This is a genomic window from Deltaproteobacteria bacterium (genome assembly GCA_040223695.1).
In the GTDB taxonomy this organism is placed as follows: Bacteria; Desulfobacterota_D; UBA1144; order Nemesobacterales; family UBA2774; genus JAVKFU01.
Genome location: JAVKFU010000018.1, coordinates 412389 through 430967, shown reverse-complemented (window position 1 = coordinate 430967; position 18579 = coordinate 412389). Strand labels below are relative to the sequence as shown.

Annotated in this window: 20 protein-coding genes and 1 tRNA gene; 2 read left to right on the top strand and 19 right to left on the bottom strand. The window is 47.8% G+C overall.

The genetic code is table 11. The annotated features are described in order from the left end of the window. Nucleotides 1-30: 30 nt before the first annotated feature. The 12 genes from RIG61_11005 to RIG61_10950 form a co-directional block, all read right to left on the bottom strand. Nucleotides 31-1206: an acetate/propionate family kinase gene (locus RIG61_11005; GenBank protein ID MEQ9619687.1), complete on the bottom strand. Its 1176-nt coding sequence runs from the start codon at nt 1204-1206 to the stop codon at nt 31-33. Nucleotides 1207-1227: 21 nt separating this feature from the next. Beyond that, on the bottom strand, nt 1228-2658 hold the full coding sequence (locus RIG61_11000) for a bifunctional enoyl-CoA hydratase/phosphate acetyltransferase (GenBank protein ID MEQ9619686.1): 1431 nt from the start codon (nt 2656-2658) through the stop codon (nt 1228-1230). 201 nt (nt 2659-2859) lie between these two features. After that, entirely contained in the window at nt 2860-3996 is a 1137-nt protein-coding gene (locus tag RIG61_10995) for a lytic polysaccharide monooxygenase (protein ID MEQ9619685.1), read from the bottom strand. 303 nt (nt 3997-4299) lie between these two features. Continuing rightward, nucleotides 4300-5682, bottom strand: a complete 1383-nt coding sequence (locus tag RIG61_10990) for a porin (GenBank protein ID MEQ9619684.1) — start codon at nt 5680-5682, stop codon at nt 4300-4302. A gap of 92 nt (nt 5683-5774) precedes the next feature. Further along, entirely contained in the window at nt 5775-6869 is a 1095-nt protein-coding gene (locus tag RIG61_10985) for a nitronate monooxygenase (GenBank protein MEQ9619683.1), read from the bottom strand. A gap of 172 nt (nt 6870-7041) precedes the next feature. Further along, a complete protein-coding gene (locus RIG61_10980; GenBank protein ID MEQ9619682.1) occupies nt 7042-7584 on the bottom strand; it encodes a type 1 glutamine amidotransferase domain-containing protein in 543 nt (180 codons plus the stop codon). Nucleotides 7585-7639: 55 nt separating this feature from the next. Then, entirely contained in the window at nt 7640-8083 is a 444-nt protein-coding gene (locus tag RIG61_10975) for a PA2169 family four-helix-bundle protein (GenBank protein ID MEQ9619681.1), read from the bottom strand. Nucleotides 8084-8382: 299 nt separating this feature from the next. Further along, a complete protein-coding gene (locus RIG61_10970) occupies nt 8383-8961 on the bottom strand; it encodes a hypothetical protein (GenBank protein MEQ9619680.1) in 579 nt (192 codons plus the stop codon). Nucleotides 8962-9004: 43 nt separating this feature from the next. Continuing rightward, nucleotides 9005-10087, bottom strand: coding sequence for a DUF2183 domain-containing protein (locus RIG61_10965; protein MEQ9619679.1), 1083 nt, complete (start codon nt 10085-10087; stop codon nt 9005-9007). Beyond that, a complete protein-coding gene (locus RIG61_10960; protein ID MEQ9619678.1) occupies nt 10084-10902 on the bottom strand; it encodes a DUF1206 domain-containing protein in 819 nt (272 codons plus the stop codon). The genes RIG61_10965 and RIG61_10960 overlap by 4 nt, the downstream gene beginning before the upstream one ends. A 286-nt stretch (nt 10903-11188) precedes the next feature. Continuing rightward, nucleotides 11189-11518, bottom strand: coding sequence for a hypothetical protein (locus tag RIG61_10955; protein MEQ9619677.1), 330 nt, complete (start codon nt 11516-11518; stop codon nt 11189-11191). Nucleotides 11519-11695: 177 nt separating this feature from the next. Continuing rightward, the gene (locus tag RIG61_10950; GenBank protein MEQ9619676.1) at nt 11696-12481 is read right to left on the bottom strand and encodes a hypothetical protein; all 786 of its coding nucleotides are present in this window, start codon (nt 12479-12481) and stop codon (nt 11696-11698) included. A 510-nt stretch (nt 12482-12991) separates the two neighbouring features. Between RIG61_10950 and RIG61_10945 the strand changes: the two genes are divergently transcribed. Beyond that, nucleotides 12992-13153: a hypothetical protein gene (locus RIG61_10945; protein ID MEQ9619675.1), complete on the top strand. Its 162-nt coding sequence runs from the start codon at nt 12992-12994 to the stop codon at nt 13151-13153. A gap of 56 nt (nt 13154-13209) precedes the next feature. Here the strand turns inward: RIG61_10945 and RIG61_10940 are convergent. Then, nucleotides 13210-13286 (bottom strand) — tRNA-Met (locus tag RIG61_10940). A 155-nt stretch (nt 13287-13441) separates the two neighbouring features. Here RIG61_10940 and RIG61_10935 point away from each other — a divergent pair. Then, a complete protein-coding gene (locus RIG61_10935) occupies nt 13442-13846 on the top strand; it encodes a hypothetical protein (protein MEQ9619674.1) in 405 nt (134 codons plus the stop codon). Between the two features lie 23 nt (nt 13847-13869). Here RIG61_10935 and RIG61_10930 read toward each other — a convergent pair whose 3' ends face one another. The 6 genes from RIG61_10930 to RIG61_10905 all read right to left on the bottom strand — a co-directional run bounded on the left by RIG61_10930 (nt 13870) and on the right by RIG61_10905 (nt 18516). Further along, nucleotides 13870-14700: an exonuclease domain-containing protein gene (locus tag RIG61_10930; GenBank protein ID MEQ9619673.1), complete on the bottom strand. Its 831-nt coding sequence runs from the start codon at nt 14698-14700 to the stop codon at nt 13870-13872. A 98-nt stretch (nt 14701-14798) separates the two neighbouring features. After that, nucleotides 14799-15728 carry a hydroxymethylbilane synthase gene (gene hemC, locus RIG61_10925; protein MEQ9619672.1) on the bottom strand — a complete coding sequence of 310 codons (930 nt, stop codon included), beginning with the start codon at nt 15726-15728 and terminating at the stop codon, nt 14799-14801. Further along, nucleotides 15700-17025, bottom strand: a complete 1326-nt coding sequence (gene hemA / locus RIG61_10920; protein MEQ9619671.1) for a glutamyl-tRNA reductase — start codon at nt 17023-17025, stop codon at nt 15700-15702. Before hemA ends, hemC begins: the two co-directional genes overlap by 29 nt. Before the next feature lie 90 nt (nt 17026-17115). Next, complete coding sequence (gene folE / locus RIG61_10915; protein ID MEQ9619670.1) at nt 17116-17670, bottom strand: GTP cyclohydrolase I FolE; 555 nt, start codon at nt 17668-17670, stop codon at nt 17116-17118. Further along, nucleotides 17636-18091, bottom strand: a complete 456-nt coding sequence (locus RIG61_10910) for a 6-carboxytetrahydropterin synthase (GenBank protein MEQ9619669.1) — start codon at nt 18089-18091, stop codon at nt 17636-17638. Before RIG61_10910 ends, folE begins: the two co-directional genes overlap by 35 nt. Beyond that, nucleotides 18088-18516, bottom strand: coding sequence for a 6-carboxytetrahydropterin synthase (locus RIG61_10905; GenBank protein ID MEQ9619668.1), 429 nt, complete (start codon nt 18514-18516; stop codon nt 18088-18090). The genes RIG61_10910 and RIG61_10905 overlap by 4 nt, the downstream gene beginning before the upstream one ends. Between the last annotated feature and the right edge of the window lie 63 nt (nt 18517-18579).

Here is an 18579-nt window from a genome sequence, read left to right as displayed (position 1 = left end):
AGAGGCTTTTCACAAACCGAACAACGTTAATTATCTATTAAATGTTTTGGCCGTATGATGCGCTATCATCAATTCTTCATTAGTCGGGATTACATAAACGGCGGGAGAATTTTCCGGTTTTGAAATTAGCACCTTACCACCGGCGTTTGTCTCCTCATCAATTTCAATGCCGAGCCACTTCAGGCCTCTACTGATACCGCCTCTTATGAAAGCGCTGTTTTCACCTATCCCTCCTGTAAAAACCAGAGCATCCAGCCCGCCTAATGCGCCTGCGAGGGAACCAACCTCACGGACGGACCTGTAAACGAAATACTCAACCGCCAGACGGGCGTCCGGTTCGACGCTTGACTCAAGCGCTTTCATATCGTTTGTGATTCCGGAAATTCCCAAAAGCCCGGAATTTCTGTAAAGAAGCTCCTCGACCTTATCGAGTTCATACCCTCTTTCACGCACCAGATAAAAAATCACCCCCGGATCTATGCTTCCGCTCCGTGTTCCCATAGGAAGACCGTCCACCGCGGTAAATCCCATTGTTGTCGCAACACTCCTGCCTCCTTCGATCGCGCACATACTTGCGCCGTTGCCCAGATGAGCCGCTATCAGGCGCCCGTCTGCAACAGCGGGAGCGACCTCACGCATCTTTTTAACAATATACTCGTAAGACAGGCCGTGAAATCCGTACCTGAGCACGCCGGATTCGAAAAATTCCCGGGGAAGACCGAACATTTGAGCCACCTTCGGCTGAGTGCGGTGAAAAGAGGTGTCGAAGCAGGCTACCTGAGGAATCTCCGGGTGTGCGCTCATCACAGCCCTTATTCCAGCCAGGTTGTATGGCTGGTGGAGCGGCGCGAGCTTTTCCAATTCCGCGAGCTTCGCCATAACGCCTACATCAATTATGGCCGGTGACCTAAATACCGCTCCTCCGTGAACTACCCGGTGGCCGACAGCGGTGAACCTCAAATCCGGAAGGTTAGATTCAATCCAGCCCTCGATCCATTTAACCGAGTCCTCATGGCCGGACACAGTTTCCAGGTCCAATTCTTTACCCTCGATGACTATGTCATTTCCATCTCTGAGCGTGAATTTCGGAGACGACCCGATATCCCCCACTTCCCCGCGGCAAACCGGGCTTACGGCTCCCGAATCGGATATTCCGTAGACCGCGAACTTTACACTCGAAGACCCCGAATTGATTACCAGTATCATTTCATTCAGACCGTTTTTTATTTAACTGCTGGAAGTCCTGTACGAATTTGCCATAAGCGCCGCCACTGCGCAGGAAGCAAGCTTTGTGCGCAGTGAATCCGCCCTGCTCGTGAGCACTATAGGAACCCGCGCCCCCAGAACTATACCGGCGGCCTCAGCCCGGGCCATGAAAGTAAGCTGCTTTGCGAGCATATTCCCCGCTTCGAGATCGGGAACTATTATGATATCCGGGTCACCCGCGACATCCGACCGAATCCCTTTCACTTCGGCCGCTTTCCTGCTTATAGCGTTGTCGAACGCCAGCGGCCCGTCCAGTAAAGCGCCCGTTATCTGTCCCCTGTCAGCCATTTTGCATAACGCCGCGGCCTCCAGCGTGGACTTGATGCCTGAAGTTACGGTTTCAATAGCAGATAGTATGGCGACCTTAGGCATTTCTATACCCAGGATATGAGCGAGGTCGATCGCGTTCTGACATATATCAACCTTCTCGTCCAGGCCGGGGTATATGTTAATAGCCGCGTCCGAGATTATGAGAGTCTTGTGATAGGTGGGGATATCCATTACGTAAGCATGGCTTACCCTCCGCTCCGTCCTGAGTCCGGTATCGCGCTTCACTACCTCCGTCATCAGCTCATCCGTATGAAGGCTTCCCTTCATGAGCGCCTCACAGTCGCCTTCCCTTACTAGCCTTACGGCTTCTGAGGCCGAGGCGTGGCTGTGGGGTGTACCCACTATTTCCAGTTGAGATATATCGAGGGAATATTCTTCGGCCACCTTCCTTATTCTCTCTTCCGGCCCCACCAGAACAGGGACGATAAGATCCTCCGCCAATCCAACAATAGCGGCTTTCAGCGATGATTCATCACAGGGATGACAGACGGCAGTAAGGGGAGATTTCAGCTCGCCGCACTTCTCAATAAAGTCCTGGTACTTATTATACGTTTTAACAATTATTTCAGGGCCCTCGGTACGCGGTATGGAAACCTTTTCGACAGGCGCCAAGACGGACGCGCTTCCCGTCATCACGGTCTCGCCGTCTTGATTCTGGCACAGGCAGTCGAACTCGACCACCCTCGTCCCGGGTTTTTTATCTTTGACCTTGATAGTCAAGATAATCGTATCCCCCAGCTTTAATGTCTCAATAAAATCGAGATGTTGTGAGACGTAAACCGTACCAGGCCCGGGAAGCTCCGAGCCCAGCAGTGTCGACGCCAAAAGACCGCTCCATATGCTCTGAGCCATGAGATTTCCCGAATTATATTTCGTCGCGAAACCCATGTTTAGATGACTAGGGTCGAGGTCCCCTGTCAAGGCGGCGAACTTTTCTATATCCGCCCTGGTCAGCGTCTTGGTGATGCTCGCGGTATCGCCTATCTTTATCTCGTCGAAAGTCTTGTTCTCAAGCATCAAGCCCGGCACACTATCCTCTCCCTGAATCCAACCTGTCAACATAGTAAACCGCCCATTATTATGCCTGATTTAAATTAAGCGGCGCATGTCTTTATCCGTTCATTCGGTTCTGGCCGCATAGCTAGAACCCTGGATTGAGCGATGAAAAAGTTAGCATGAACTTCAACTTCAAGGTGTAAAGCAGTTCGGGGGATTAAAAAATTCCGCCCCTCCCGAACAAAAATGATTATCGAAGAACTGCGATCAATCGAGCCCGATCCACGCGTCCTGCCACGCAAGCCCCGTCCCGGGCGCGTAGTACAGCTCGCTCTGGTTGCACCAGCCCGAATTGGGAAACGGCCTGCACTCGTAGCGGCTCCCGTCAGTCCCCAGTACCACAGTCCCGGCACTGTAAGTCCCGATACCGTCGGGGTAAACGAAATCCGCCTCCGCATCAGGGCCTGGGTCCGGTCCGGGTCCGGGAGCGCCGCAGTCGCATTCCCCGTTATCTCCATCTCCCCCGCCGTTGTCCATCATCTCTATATCCACCTGAAACGAGAACTCGAGGTCCGAAGAGACGTACACGTTATTGTCCTGAGAGCTTATAACAGGGTTTATAGCTCCGTCAGAATCCAGGACTCCGATACTGACGACAGAGGAGCCGGCATTCACCTCCTCCGCAAGATAAAACGGCCATTCGTTTGCGCCCGTCTGCCCCTGGGTAAGCTCAAGCGTATGAGACTCCACATCCCCCGACTGATCGTCGAACAGTCTGAAGGTGACCTTATCGCCGGGAGCCAGGTCCTGATGCGCCCTTAACTGACCGAGCGACCTCCACGTAACAGGAGTACCGCCTGTGAAACTCACATCCATACAGGTATAAAACGCCTCCGGGCTGTCGTCCCTCTGCCAGATACTATATATAACATGATTGCCTGTCTTCCCCTGAGGAAACGGGCAAGTCATCCTGTATCTGCCGTTTTCAAGGTTTACATCGTTTATGGTGCAGAAAGGCGAGTCTTCCAAATCCGACCATTTCAACGGGCTGAGCGGGTCATAGCCTTCTCTTGTGACGTAGAACTTGAAATATTCCGTGCTGTGGGGGGCTGTAGCGATAAAAACGAATTCGAAATCACCATCGCCGTCGGGCGCAATAGCGGTTGTATGCCAGTCATCCCTCGCAAGGTCCATACCCTTGAAGAGCTCCTTACCCGCACTACAAAGTTTTCCGTCCGGGATTATCTCGCGATGCATATCGTTCGCGTTCCCCTGATTGACCCCGTTCCAGTCATAGAGCGCCTGCTTGCCTCCCGCCTGCACAGCCGCTATACAAGCGTTGGATTTCGGGTTCTCGGGCCCTTCGAGGAAGCAGTTGTATATACGGCTAACAGGTGTTTCCATAGAGCCGTGACCCACAGCACGATCGCCAGTGCCGAACGAGAAAGCGACTATCAAGATCAGATAAACCACTCCTAAGCGCTTATGATTGTGCATTATTTACCCCCCGTCTATTTTTTACGATAATAACCAATTATTTCTTCGGGCAAAGCGGTTTTTTCTGATTCCTGTATTATGCGTTAATCCATGCACGATGCGTCAAATCGGCGAACGGGTCAAAAGTTTGAAGGAATAATGAATGGTTATAACAAGATGAACGGCGTTTTTAAATTAATACTTTAGGAGAGATCAGAAATTTATACACGCTTAAAAGTATGCCTGAAGCTGAGTTCTGAAAATATTCTCGTCTATGTCGTCCGACTCGGTGAAAGCGTTCCTTATAAATGAATAGCTGAGTTGTATCTTCCAGGCCTGGTTTTTAGATAGATAAAAGTTCAGCCCCGGCGTAAGCTCATATTCTCTATCAGGCGCGTCCCCGCCGGGCTCGGCGAATATGCCGGGGTTGGTGTCGTAATCCACGAACGCCCACCGCCCGGCGATTTCAATCGTTTTAGGAAGGAGAAACACCCCGCCCTGTACTCTGAATCCCTGGTCGTAAGCCGTATCCAAACCCCCTTCATCAGGACTTATCCATCTTCCGTCATATTCCGCTTCTACATTTAACATATAGAGTTTAAAATTCGCGTCCGCGGTTACCGAAACCACATCAGCAGTGGTTATGCCGAGCTGAGCAAACCTCGTTTCAATATCTCCGTTCGGGATCTTTTTATCAATATTTAGTCCGGGTATCCCGGCCAGAGCCCCTCCAAAAACAAAAACAGGCGTTCTTCCGCCGAAGTTGGGCGCAATGGCATAAGCCCCGCCCGAGGGAAACTCGTCGCCGCTGTATTCGAGCTCCCCGCCGTAGCCGAACTGCACCCTTCCCGCGTAAAGTAGATTGGAGTCCACGCTCGTCCCGTTTATTCCGTCTCCGTTAAATATGCCGGCGCCGTATGTAACGTAATTCCCCAGAACGCCGTTGAGCGTAGCCCCCCTGTCGCGGCCATAAGTAAACTCACTGTTGACTATGGACCTTTCGGGAAACTGAAGGCTGGCAGAGGAGGTTAGCTCCTCTCTGTTGAACGGCACCTTAAACTGACCGACTCTGGGAACGAATTTCGTGTAATATGCGACATCGAAATAAGCATCCAGCAATATCGGATCTTCTACCGTTTCTATCTGAACCGTATAGAGAAACCAGGGCCTGAACGCGTGTCCGTCCCATTTTATCCTCAGTCTTCTAACGTCAAAATTGGTCGCCGTATCCTCGCCGTCCGTATCGTCAACCGAAAGCTGAAACTGGCCGAAAATTCTCATCCTCATCATGAAGTTCCCGTCGTCCGATTCGAAAGTTAGCCCCTTCTTGTACTGTGCCCTGAGCTTGTCGTACCATGCGTCGCCGCTCTCCTCCTGCTTGACGACTACCTCTTTCACTTTCTCATCGTCAGCCGCTCTTCCCGCCTCAAGCCGCTCAATCTTCCTCTTAAGCTCCTCTATCTGCTCCCGGTTTTTCCGCTCGACCTCCTTGATCTGCTTCTTAAGCGCCTCTATCTGCTCACTGTCGGATTGAGCATTAGAATGTGTAGGGGAAAGTAGCAACGAAAACAAAATCAAAGCTGAAGCGAAATTTACTTTTGATATGTAAATCATTCTAACCATCCTCGCCTTGAATTATCCCTTCTTTTATCATTATTCGACACAAAATGCAATCCTTCCACCGAGGCGGCCAAGCCGCTAGCACATTACGACTTCGAGCTTATCCGCTGAAGCGCTTCCCGGCTCTCGGATACGAGCAATTCTATGAGCTCTGCCGCCGAGCACTTCCTGGACATTGCCGAGCCCTGTCCCGCCCAGAGGGACATGTACTCAGCGTCACCTTTCGATTTCGCCGCAGCCCTTAGTGGGGTCGTGAGACCTTGCTGGATCGGATAGGCAGGGATTTCATTCTCAAGCCCTTTGAATTCTTCTATAAAAGTATTTTTTATTCCTCTTGCATATTTACCGGTAAACACATTGGTTAAAACAGTGCTGGTATCGGTGGATTTCAGAAGAGCGTCCTGCCACGCGCTGTTAAGAGACGCCTCTTTACAGGATAGGAACGCGGTCCCCATCTGAACCGCCGAAGCCCCGAGCGCAAGAGCGGCCGCAATACCCCGGCCGTCCATTATTCCTCCCGAAGATATAACCGGCACTCCGACTTTATCCGCCAGCTGCGGCACGAGAGAGATACTGCCAATCATAGGCACTTCCCCGTCCATGCCGAAACTTGCCCGGTGTCCGCCCGCCTCGCTACCCTGAGCTATGACAGCGCTGCATCCCGCCTCTTCCAGTCGAACCCCCTCCTCGACAGAGGTGGCCGTACCGATAACGGCGACCTCACGTGCGAGTAGCTTCTCAATGTACTTCTCTTCCGGTATCCCGAATGTAAAGCTGAATACGGGGACCCGGTTTTCGAGTATCACCCGGAACTGGTCTTCGAAAGTGAACTTCAGGGACGGGAATTCATGCGGTACTTCGGCGCCGACTTTTTCAGACACGTTCCCCAGCTTCTTCATCACCTTTTCGGAGGGAACGATACTCGGGCTCTCTGCGGGGACGAACAGGTTTACGGCGAAGGGCTTTTCGGTGAACTCACGTATCTTCTTAATATCCGATTCGATATCCTCAGGAGACATATAGCCCGCGCCGAGTGAGCCGAGCGCCCCCGTGTTAGATACGGCGGCCACAAGCTCGGGCGTAGTCGGCCCGCCCGCCATAGGCGCCTGTAGTATTGGATGCTCTACCCCCAGAAAATCGCGAAGCTTATTTGTTTGGTCAGGCCAGAAGTCTTCTGACATAATGCCTCCGCAACTGATCGACAAGATATAGGGGTTCTATAATAAATTAAGAAAATCCGTCCAGCAACTAACTTATACTTTAGATGAGTAAAGTTTTAAAAAAGTTAATGTCAGAAGACTCATTTGGTGCTTTTATATAAAAGTGACGCATCAGATTTTTGTGATTCAACTTTTATCTTTTAGAAAACACTTCAATAGTTTTACTGTTAAATGCGGGTATATCGTCAGGGTTACGGCTTGTAACTAAATTACCGTCCACTACGACTTCCTCGTCCACCCATTCCGCACCCGCGTTTTTGAGATCAGTCTGTATGGAATGATAGGAGGTCATAGTTCTCCCTTTTACCACTCCTGAGTCAATCAAGGTCCACGGACCGTGGCATATGGCTGCTACCGGCTTATTGGAATCAAAAAAGGATTTAACAAAACTTAGAGCCTGCGGGTTTCGTCTGAGATTGTCCGGGTTCATCACTCCGCCCGGAAGCAGAAGAGCGTCATAATCCTCCGCACTCGCATAGGCGAGTTTCAAGTCCACCTCAAACTGATCCCCCCACTCATCATGATTCCAGCCCTTGACCTTTCCTTCCGCGGGAGAAATGATTTCAGTCTTTGCTCCCGCGTCTTCAAGAGCTTTTTTGGGTTCGGTCAATTCCACCTGCTCGAAGCCGTCCGCAACGAGTATAGCAATGCTTTTGCTCTGTAATGCCCCGCTCATGTTTCTTACCCCTTGCTTATAAAATTACCACTAATGTCTCAGACAGCGTCTGAGGTTAATCTAGTTTTTTCTCCAGGGAACGAATATGGTCATGTGCTTTTTTGACTTCGATATACTGGGTGTTTACTACCGAGCGCACATCGGCCGGCAAACCCTTCTCTAAGGCCTCATCATAATTCTTTAGCGCAACATCTTCGCCCTCTTCACATTCCGATATAATGGCACTCAAATCATTACTCGATACAGCCGACTTAATATTCATCCAACCCCTGTGAAGAGAACCGGCCACACTACCGGAGTCCTCAGGATCCCCTCCAAGACGGCTAACCTCCGCTTTAAGCTCGTTAGCAAACTTTGCGCGTTGCTGCGAATACTGATTGAATAATTGTTTATACTCACCGTTCTCTATATTTTCCGCTGCGGTTTGATAACCATTCTCACCGTCTTTACAGGTTTCGATCAACTCATTGAGCGTCGAAATTACTTCGTCATTATTCATAGCCATTGTTATATCTCCTTTTTACTTTTTAGATTTTTATCTCCCAAAAGTGCAATATTCATGCCATTGATATCAACAAGTGAAATTTGCAATATTAATAACAACTTGTGTATTGGGAGGCTTGTTATAAAAGCGATATATACATGAGATGTAAACTATTAAACTGTAAATATTGTATAAGTTTTTCCCTATTACCATGTCCAGTGGAACGATAGCGGAGTTCAGATGGTTCCGGACTAAGTCTTCATGGTCCTAATCGTTGAGATTCAGATTAATGTCTATCCTCTATAATCAGTGCTTCAATCTCCGTCGATCATGAAGTGGTCCGTCTTTCCGAGACCGATTACATCGACCATATCCCTGAGAGCATTGTAAAGCATAAGCACAACGGTAACCAAGAGTCCTCCAAGAAACGCTGACGTAATAAGCACAGTATAATATATGTAGGTAAACCATGAGCTGGGAACCTGATCAGTTTTCTCGAGCGGGACACAGTGTAAAATAAGAAATACAGTGGATACAATAAGCCCTGCAGTGTCCAGAAAAGCTATTTGCATAATACGTTTATAATGATCAGCTTTTAACTTGCTATCGCTGCTCGTACTTAAGCTGAGAAGGGTTAGCATTAATGCGAGAATTGTTGCGGTCGCCGTCATGACTGCCGATGATAAAAATCTGGTGGTGGGCAACAGGGCCTCCAGCAGCTTCAATGCTTCCCACCTGCTTGCGTGACCCACGAGAAGTATGCCGGTGATTCCTATGATAACGACAATAACGCCTCCGATGATTGCATTAGTTAAATCACTTGACCGCTTAGCGGACTCATCTTTAGACTCGTCTTTCTCTTTACTTTTATTATTTTCGGTTTCTTCACTCACCAGTCCTGCCTCCTTTTTGCATTTTTCTGTTATTCCTTTCGGATCATTCTATAAAATCTTTGGATAACGCATGATTCTGTGCTTCAGAAGTATCTTTAACTAATAGCACGTCAACTCCTTTATTCTCAATATTTTTCTTAATTTCCCTAACCGCGGCCGCCCGAGAGGGCTGTGAGATATCACGGATATAGATCGCATGAACACGACCGGGATGCTCAGTCACTACCTGTTCGTAAATCTCCGGATCTTTCTCCCCGCTGTCTCCGATCAAAATAAAATTAAGATTAGGATAGGTTTCAAGTATTCCGTTTATCGTATCTAGTTTGTGACTGTACGGGGATGAATTTACATATAATTTCTTATCTACGCCCCAATCTCTTAAAAATAACGGGCCTTTGGGGATCCCGTGCAGCTCCATGAAATCGACCAGCATGTCGTACAGGTTCCAGGGACCGTTGGATACATAAAAAATCGGATTATTGGAGGCTCCCTTTACACCATTAAATAGTGCGCGGTAAAATGACGCCACCCCGTCAAAAGGAAGGCGAGTGATGGAATTGGAAAGTAAGGTATGACGCAGCATCATTGCCAAATTCGAAACATCGGTTTTAATGACCGTATCATCGATATCACTAATCACTCCATACTCAGCTCTAAGTGGCGGCACAAAAACCTCGGCTTCGGTTTCCACGGCTTTCCCGTCAGTGCCTGACATGCTGACCAGCTTAAGCCGCACCTCATGCCATATCCTATCGGTTCTAAGCGGATTCACGGGCTCTAAGATAATATCGAAGTATCCCTCCTCATCAGTTGATACATCTTTTGCCTCACCCTGGAACTCAGCCCGAACCTTTGCGCCTGGAATCTCGTCGGATTCAAACCGTTTATACATCGATCTGAGGTTCCGCCATACGGAATCAGTTTTTGCCGCTTTGACAATTCCGCTATCTTCAAGCACTCTGCCAATTATATGAAAGCGGGCTTCGGTTCCGTATCCCCTATAAGCGTGGATTAAAACCGAGCTAGTTTTATCGTACTTCCGGATGTATTTATGTTTGAGCGAGTCAATGGAATCTTCCAGCAGATGAAGAGTGCGGGCAAAAAACTTTTTTATCTTATGTATCATCCAGTGCTGCGTAATTTCAGGTATCTAGCCAGGAATAAGCAATAAATACCGTAGAGTATCAGACCCCCGGCAACCGCGCCTAAAAGCCATGGCCCGTAGGATTGCTGTGCTAACTCCCGAAGCGCGTTTCCGTATCCCCCTACTTCACCGGTACTACTTTGCAAGCCGCTTTTTACTATTAAAAACCCTATTATACCGAAAATTATCGCCCGCGCCGCAATACCTGTCCTGCCAAACCGCACTATCCAGGTCCTCTCCGCTCCGCTCATCTTTTCAACCGCAAGCTTCTTCACAAAAGTAGCTTTATATGATCTGTAGAGGTAAAAGAGCCCTACGCAAATAATAATAGCTCCGATTAGCACAACGGCCGTTCGACCGTAGGGCTGCTCCATCAACCAGGCTGCACTCTGCTTTTTAGAAGTATCACTGTCTCCGCTCCCCGAGCCAATAACGAATTTGAAGCAAATGAATGCAAGTCCGGAATACGTCAGGGCGCTTAACACATATCCGATTCTCTGTATAACACTCTTCGCGCCACTATCATCATTTCCCGGGTTCAATACGGCCTGTATCAACCTCCACAGCACATAGGATATCAATCCAATTGTAATAATCAGCAGCAGTAATTCCCCCAGCGGCAGACTTGATAAATAATCCAACACCATTTCTTTACCGCCAACCTCGCCGCCTCCTCCGCGATATGCGGCTTGGAATACCAAAAAACCCAACAGACCGTACACTATTCCTTTTGCCGCGTATCCGATTCCGCCTACGATCTCAATCCAGAACTTCTTTAAAACCGGGGTGCTGTTCATCGGCACGACCTCGTTGTAGTTATTTAATTTTTATGCAGCAATCAAAAAATGCTTATTCTGTGAATAATTTTTTATGAGGAGGGGCTTTCGCGAATTGTTTAGCCTCTCTATTATTCAAACAAGTACGGCAAATATTGCTCGATAGAAGCAGCCGAAATCGGATTAAGTCGTAGATTATCCCTTCTCCAATTTAGCGCGCCAGACGACTATTTGCTAATTGTCCGGGACCTTTTCCGGAAATTATCAGATCGACTTGCAGCCGTATTTCCATATTTCTGTAGTGATATTAATTTCTATCCGTCAGTTTCCCACATATAAGTCCGGCTACAAGGGCTACTGCAACACTCATAAAAGGTCTTTCCGTTAACCTGTTTTCTATTGTATTAACGGCTCTCTTACTGCTGTGGCGTGTGCTATCCAAAGCAGAATTCAATTCGGTGATAAGATGAGCTGCCTCCGCCTGCAGTTTCGCTTTTGCGGCGGTAGTAACAGACGCCGTTTGATCTTTCCCTACATCTACAAGTTTTTTAGAGGTGCTGGCCAGATCTGTGCGCAGCTTTGCCACGTCTTCCCTCAGGGTTTCAATTTCTTTATTGAGATCACTTTTTTTGCTCATAATTTCTCCTCGTCTTCTTATTTAATTTCCAGAGCTCACCGAAACTTATACATCGGCAGCCCCTTTCTGATTAAAATAAGAAAGCCCGTATTAGCGGGCTTTCTTATAGACTGACCAAAACAAAGAGTGATAAAATTAGCTGCTATTACAATTTAAATACGTAATATGTTGGTATGTTTAGTCTTCCCATAAAACCTTGCCGTTTTCCAGTTTACCCTCTATTTCGTCTTCACTTTCAATGAAACTATACTGCTCGTTGTGGCTTCCTTCAGGTCTGCCGCCTATTACATAGTACCGAACGTCTAAATCCGGTCCTCTTAAAACCACACGGTCGGATATCCTCACCGTTTTTTGTATTTCCTCATCCGCGTCATCGCCTTTTTCAAGCTGCGCCAGCACAATATATCTATCCTTTACAAGATAAATTTTATCAATTTCGACATCGTAATTCGGAGAGGGGACCTCTACTTCAACTACAAGAGTTTTTTCGGTCTTATCGTTATCATCCCTCTTATCATCATCCTCTCCAACATTAACGTCATCAGTGTTGTCATAATCATCGTCCGTAACATTATCATCATCTATTTCATCATTATAGTCATCGATATCGTCGGCATCATTATCGCCGGGCATATCAATATCTATGTACGGTACTTGTACTTCTTCCTCTTCCATAACAACAATCACTTTAGGCACTTTAACCGTTCTTTTTGTAACCCCGACATCCACATCCGGCAGTTCGACATCGTAGTCAGGAAGCGTACCCTCATCAACATCTACATCCACGTCAGGCAGCTCGCCTTCTTCTTTTTTAACTACTTCATAGTCCGGCAGGTTTCCTGAATCCGCCTCAACATCTACATCCGGCAATTCACCTTCTTCCTCTTTCTCAATATTGCACCCAACCAACCCCATGGTGAACGCGAAAATCGAAAGAAGCATAAAAAACTTAATTTCCGACAATTTGCTATAACTCCTTTTAACCTTGTACATTTTTAAATCTGACCTCCTTGATCAATGTGTAATTTTAGAGCAGCGCTCTTTACACTTAAACAATGCAATCTCCATACCAATGAAGAAAATGTTGGCATTATTTATTCAATCACAGTTAGTTAGATAGATATTCCGAGATAGGGAGGATGAATGGGCTTACTTAATTGTTGAATATTCAACAGCATTCACTGTAGTCAGTTTATCAAGTTTATTGCCCCGAATAATTAAATTTTATGTTTAGCCAGATGTAAAAACCGGGATGCCAACGAAGGTCGTGAGAACTGACGACTATTCCGAGAAACTTACAAAAATACTGATGTGGGATAAGAAGGGAATTATTTAAGGTGATTCGCTGGCGGGTGCAGGAAGTAAATCATAGTAGCGAACTTGCGCCATCTGCAATTCTCTGAAAAAGTCTTTGAATTTATCTCCCCTGCTGTGTTAAAATTATTATATACATCATTGCAGGGGGTGATATAAATGAGGGAGGCAGATATAGATATCAGACTAATGGATTACTACCTTTCTGAATTGATTAACAATAACAAACTCCATGACGGTATAGACACTAAGGATAGTCCATCTACAGCATCCGGCCGTATGGAAGAAAAGCTCACCGATGACACGACAGACGCGCATTAGGTAAGACTTCTAACGAATTTACAAGCATGGATTTAGCTGCCGCGGATTTGAAATAATGGTAGCGGGGGGAGGATTTGAACCTCCGACCTTCGGGTTATGAGCCCGACGAGCTACCAAGCTGCTCCACCCCGCGTCTGAGTTAGGACAGATAAGCCTATTGGATATTCATAGCCCTGTCAAGTTTCCCTCATTAAGACGTTCAGGTTCCAGAATGTTTATTGACAAGTCAGCTTAATAAATATAGATTAAATTAGCACAAATGAGATTTCCCGAGGAGGAGAATAAAAGATGAGAAGGTTAAGTACATTTTTCGTCGCGGTTACGCTGATACTGTCGATTTCAGTACTGGCGGGGTGTGAAAATCAGGATAAAACACAGGAATTAAAACAGAATAAAACTGAGCTTGAGAAAGCCCAGATGGAACTCGAGCAGATTAAAAAGGACAGCACCCAGCTGGACAAATATATCGCCGACATGAAAACGGAGATAAACAATCTTAAGATAGAAAACCAGAAGCTAATAGCCGAATCAAAGAGACTTGAGGCAGAAATCATTGACCTCAGACTGGAGCTGGGTCAAATACCCGATGCCGACTCCAAAGAGGTGCTCGATAGAGATGTCTCGCCAACGAAGCAGCCTGGGAAAAACAGTACCGGTCAGGATGCCGATGCTTCCGAAGCGAGTCAGAAATAACGCAATTGACTAAACGAATTATCTCATGTACTTACAGCCTTCATATCCAGGATTCTATCAAGCCTGAAAGTACATCTTTCTTTTCTTAAATGACAAAAGGCGTGTATATACGTGCTCTGCCTGCTAAAACTAATTTCAAGAGGCTCAATTATCCTGGTTGTGGTTTCTTCTTTATAGGCCGACAGATATTTTATCTGCAGCTTCCCCCTCACTCTCAGCGCCTCCTCTATTTCTACAGGCAGTATTAGCTCCTTTCTATTCCGAGGCGCAACCGATTTGCCCTGTAATTTCAGGATGTCCTTTAGCCTCTTGAGCCTTATCCCCCTCCTGCCGAGGTCCATCAGGAAATACTCGAATATGTTCTTCGTGGTCCTGACATCCGCGAGCGCCCTGTGCTCGCTCTCCGCAGGAAGCCCGATATACTTGGCGATCTGCCCCAGGCTGTTGCTGGGAAAAGTGTAATACCTTCTGGCTATGCCGAGAGTATCTACCACGCTGTTTTCAGGAAGCGCGAGTCTCAGGTTTCCGAATTCCAGGTTCAGGAACTCGAGGTCGAATCTGGCGTTATGAGCCACAATTACGCTATCCGCGATAAAACCAGACAGGTCATTTGCGATTTCCCTGAAGAGCGGCGCGCGCCCCACCATCATATCCGTTATTCCATGCACGGATACGGCGCTCAGCGGTATTGTCCTGCCGGGGTTCACAAGCGTGGAAAATTCGTGTACCACGTGGCCGTTTACGGTCTTCAATGCCGCTATTTCGCATATTTTATCGCCCTGTAACGGGTCGAGGCCGGTTGTTTCCACATCGAGGAAAACAAACGGCACCTGGGAAGGGTTATCGGAATGCACTTCATACTCCTTACAAATTTAATAGTACCACGAGAGGGCTTAAAGATGAAAGAATAGAAAGAAATTGTCGAAAACAGGACTACCCTTGCCGGGGGTGTTCACGGAGAGGAAAGAGAGTCCAGTATTTCCCTGCCGCCTTTATCAAGTATGAGGTCCGCCAGCTTTTCTCCCAATAGGGCAGTATTATCAATCCCCCCGGAAAGCTTTTCCCTGACCATCACGCGCCCGTCCGGAGAGGCCAGTATTCCCGACATCGATACGGAGCCCCGGTCCACTCTGGCGTGGCACCCGGCAGGCACGTTACAGTCACCGGCCAGCTTCTTCAAAAAAGCCCTCTCCGATACCGCGGCGAGGGACGTCTCATGATGGTTTATTTTTGAGATAATACCGGCGCTCTTCGTGTCGTTTTCTCTACACTCTATAGCAATTATTCCCTGACCGGGTGCGGGAATCATTACATCCGGCGGGATTTTCTCGGTAATGTCACCGGCGAGACCCATCCGCTCGACACCCGCCGCCGCAAGGATAATCGCATCATATTCATCCCCTTCCTTGAGCTTTTTGAGTCTGGTATCAACGTTCCCTCTTATAGGAAGCACTCTTAGATCGGGGCGTAGAGCGAGTAGCTGCGCTGCCCTTCTCAGACTGCCTGTCCCCACTCCGGAGCCCTCCGGAAGCTCGTTGAGTTTTAGACCCCTTTTCGAGATGAGTACGTCCCTTGGGTCCTGCCTCTCGGCGACGGCGCCTATAGCAAGCCCTTCCGGCAGTATCGCGGGAAGGTCCTTCATACTGTGTACTGCTATATCTATCTTTTCCGAAAGAAGTGACTCCTCTATTTCCTTTACAAAAACGCCTTTACCGCCTATCTCCGAGAGAGGGGATTCGAGGTTTCTGTCACCGGTAGTTTTTATAATATAAATTTCAGGGTTTAAGGCCGGGAAGGAGTCCGATAAAAGATCTTTAATATAATTTGCCTGCCAGAGCGCAAGCGCGCTCCCCCTAGTTCCAATCCTGAATGGCCGCTTCATCTTCCTCCTCTTCCACAAGCAGAAGGATCTCGGTCTCGAGTTCGAAGAGCTTCTTGACTGAATCCACGTATAGCGCGCCGCGGGAGGTAGAAGCCTCCTTTTTCAGATTGGTTAGCGGGCCGTGGAGTATTTTGCCTATTATGCGCGATGCCATCAGCTCGATAACTTCCCTTTCCCTGTCCGAGTAATTCTCGAGTTTGGCTAGCGCCCTCTCAACTTCGCTTTCCTGTATTTGTTCGAACCTTTTCTTTAAATCCACTATTGCAGGTACTACTTTGAGGCTGTTTATCCAGGCTTGAAAGCTCTTTTCCACCTCTGAAACTATTTCCTGAGCCTTTTCAGCGCTTTCCCGCCTGTTCTTCATGTTCTCGTCGAGCACGTTCTTAAGATCGTCTATGTCGTACAGATATATATCGGTAAGCTCCTCCACACGCGGGTCAATATCGCGGGGAACGGCTATGTCTATCATAAACATAGGCTCGTTGTTCCTGAGTTTGAGCGCTTCCTTCACATGATGCGCCTTTATAATAAAATCGGGCGAACCTGTTGCCGCTATAACTATATCGACATCCTTCAGACTATAAAGAATCTCCTCGTATCTTATAGGCTTCGCATTCAGTTTTTCCGAGAGCGAGGAGGCGTTGTCAAGGCTTCTGCTGGCAATTATCAATTCTCCTATACCGGCTTTAATGAGATTCCTTGCGGCAAGCTCGCCCATTTCCCCGGACCCTATAAGCATTACAGTCCTGTGCGAGAGGTCATCGAATATCCTTTTGGCCAGCTCGACCGCCACATAGCTTATTGAAACTGCCCGTGAGCCTATGCCGGTTTCGGTTCTCACTTTCTTCGCTACGAAAAAGGCAGAGTGGCAGAGCCTGTTCAGTATAAGCCCCGCCGTACCCTTCATCGAAGCGATTTTATATGCCTCTTTAATCTGTCCGAGTATCTGAGGCTCCCCCACAACCATCGAATCAATACCCGAGGCAACCTTATAGAAATGCCTTACAGCCATGTGTCCCAAATGAAAATATAAGCTGGGTGAAAACGAGTCTTCGGGCACAGAATGAAACTCTGAAAGAAATTTTTTGATATTGCTGACGCAGATATCGGCATTTTCGGAAACAGCGTAAATTTCGACACGGTTACAGGTGGAAAGTATAAGGCACTCTTCGACGTGATCCCTGGAGAAGAGAGCCTCAAGAGCGGATTCAAATTCCTCCGCGGTGAATGAAAATCGTTCTCTAATCTCTACAGGGGCTGTTTTGTAACTTAGTCCAACGACTACGATGCGCTGCATCTATATCAATCCCGTAATAGAATGATCTTGGACTTAATTATATACTAAGTGGCAATTATTACCATCCCTCAATCTTAATTTCAACCTTATTTACCCCGATTTTCCTATGAAACTAAGAAATTCGCTTCTCGTCCTTTCATCCTTCTTAAACGCCCCCCGCATTGAGCTTGTCAGCATGCTTGCGTCCGCCTTCATAATACCCCTCATCGCCATGCACAAATGCTGCGCCTCGGCCACAACCGCCACGCCAAGAGGATCAAGCTCCTCCATGAGGAAATCGGCAATCTGAGCGGTCATTCTTTCCTGCACCTGAAGCCGTCTGGAAAAAACCTCTACTATCCTGGGGATTTTGCTGAGTCCGACTATCTTGCCGTTTGGTATATATCCAACGCTGCACCGACCGAAAAAGGGCAGCATATGATGCTCGCAAAGGCTGTAAAACTCTATGTCCTTAACAACAACCATCTCATCATACTTTATACTGAAGAGAGCTTCCCGAATTATCTCGTGAGGTGACGCCTTATAACCGGCTGTGAGTTCCTCAAACATTCTGGCCATTCTGTCCGGTGTCTCTTTAAGACCCTCCCGGTCGGGGTCTTCGCCTATCTGTTTAAGTATTTCCTTTACGGCTTTTTTTACACTCATACGGATAACTCCCCTCCTCAAAGTATTCAAAGTAACTGCTATCGGTTTCACTCACACGGATATGAATGAGCCTGCATCGCAGGCTGGGCTCCAAGCGTTCCCATATGTACCGGGCTATGTTCTCCCCGGTAGGCTGATGCTCCCGGAAGTAGGGCACTTCAATATCGAGCCGCTTGTAATCGAGTTTATCAAGCACGGGTATTACGGCGCGATCGAGCTCTCCGGGCGCTACGACCATGCCTGTGACGGGGTCAATATCACCCCCTATCTTTAGCTCGACATAGTAGTCGTGTCCATGCCCGTTAGGGTTGGAACAGGTATCGAAGATCTTCATGTTCTCCTCATCGGAAAGCCCTTTTAAGTAAAGCCTGTGCCCGGCGGAGAAACGGTATCTCTTTGTCAGGGAGACGAACTCTCTCACGGCTTCTCCCTCCAGTAGTCCACATACATGTCCGGAGTCTCGTAGAGCCTGATTCGGTAGAGCGAGCATTGCGGATTCTTCTTGATTCTGTCTTCAAAAATATCCCAAAGGACGCGGGCTATATTCTCCGTGGTAGGAATCAGCTCTTTAAAATGCGGATTATCCTCGTTTAAGTGCTTGTGGTCGAAATCCGCAAGCACATCCTTCATAATGGTCTTGAGTTCATAAAGGTTTATTATCATGCCGGTCTCCTCGTCAACTTCCCCCTCCACCGTGAGCTCCAGATTATAGTTATGGCCGTGCCCGTGGGGTCCGGCAGCCTTGCCGAATACCTCCCTGTTTTTCTCCTCGCTCCACTCTGCATTCCAGTAGCTGTGCGAGGCCGAGAATCCCATTTTTTTTGTGAGCAGCTTCCTGTATCCCATTTTCAGGCCCGTACTCCTCAAGACCGATTAGGATAGCATAGTTAATTAACGGCACCAACTTCC

Coding starts and splice junctions, on each gene's coding strand:
- RIG61_10905 (MEQ9619668.1), bottom strand. CDS start 18,516: ATGGGATACAGGAAGCTGCTCACAAAAAAAATGGGATTCTCGGCCTCG.
- RIG61_10975 (MEQ9619681.1), bottom strand. CDS start 8,083: ATGAATAATGACGAAGTAATTTCGACGCTCAATGAGTTGATCGAAACC.
- RIG61_10935 (MEQ9619674.1), top strand. CDS start 13,442: ATGAGAAGGTTAAGTACATTTTTCGTCGCGGTTACGCTGATACTGTCG.
- hemC (MEQ9619672.1), bottom strand. CDS start 15,728: ATGAAGCGGCCATTCAGGATTGGAACTAGGGGGAGCGCGCTTGCGCTC.
- RIG61_11005 (MEQ9619687.1), bottom strand. CDS start 1,206: ATGATACTGGTAATCAATTCGGGGTCTTCGAGTGTAAAGTTCGCGGTC.
- hemA (MEQ9619671.1), bottom strand. CDS start 17,025: ATGCAGCGCATCGTAGTCGTTGGACTAAGTTACAAAACAGCCCCTGTA.
- RIG61_10990 (MEQ9619684.1), bottom strand. CDS start 5,682: ATGATTTACATATCAAAAGTAAATTTCGCTTCAGCTTTGATTTTGTTT.
- RIG61_10995 (MEQ9619685.1), bottom strand. CDS start 3,996: ATGGAAACACCTGTTAGCCGTATATACAACTGCTTCCTCGAAGGGCCC.
- RIG61_10955 (MEQ9619677.1), bottom strand. CDS start 11,518: ATGAGCAAAAAAAGTGATCTCAATAAAGAAATTGAAACCCTGAGGGAA.
- RIG61_10980 (MEQ9619682.1), bottom strand. CDS start 7,584: ATGAGCGGGGCATTACAGAGCAAAAGCATTGCTATACTCGTTGCGGAC.
- RIG61_10945 (MEQ9619675.1), top strand. CDS start 12,992: ATGAGGGAGGCAGATATAGATATCAGACTAATGGATTACTACCTTTCT.
- RIG61_10985 (MEQ9619683.1), bottom strand. CDS start 6,869: ATGTCAGAAGACTTCTGGCCTGACCAAACAAATAAGCTTCGCGATTTT.
- RIG61_10960 (MEQ9619678.1), bottom strand. CDS start 10,902: ATGAACAGCACCCCGGTTTTAAAGAAGTTCTGGATTGAGATCGTAGGC.
- RIG61_10965 (MEQ9619679.1), bottom strand. CDS start 10,087: ATGATACATAAGATAAAAAAGTTTTTTGCCCGCACTCTTCATCTGCTG.
- folE (MEQ9619670.1), bottom strand. CDS start 17,670: ATGAGTGTAAAAAAAGCCGTAAAGGAAATACTTAAACAGATAGGCGAA.
- RIG61_11000 (MEQ9619686.1), bottom strand. CDS start 2,658: ATGTTGACAGGTTGGATTCAGGGAGAGGATAGTGTGCCGGGCTTGATG.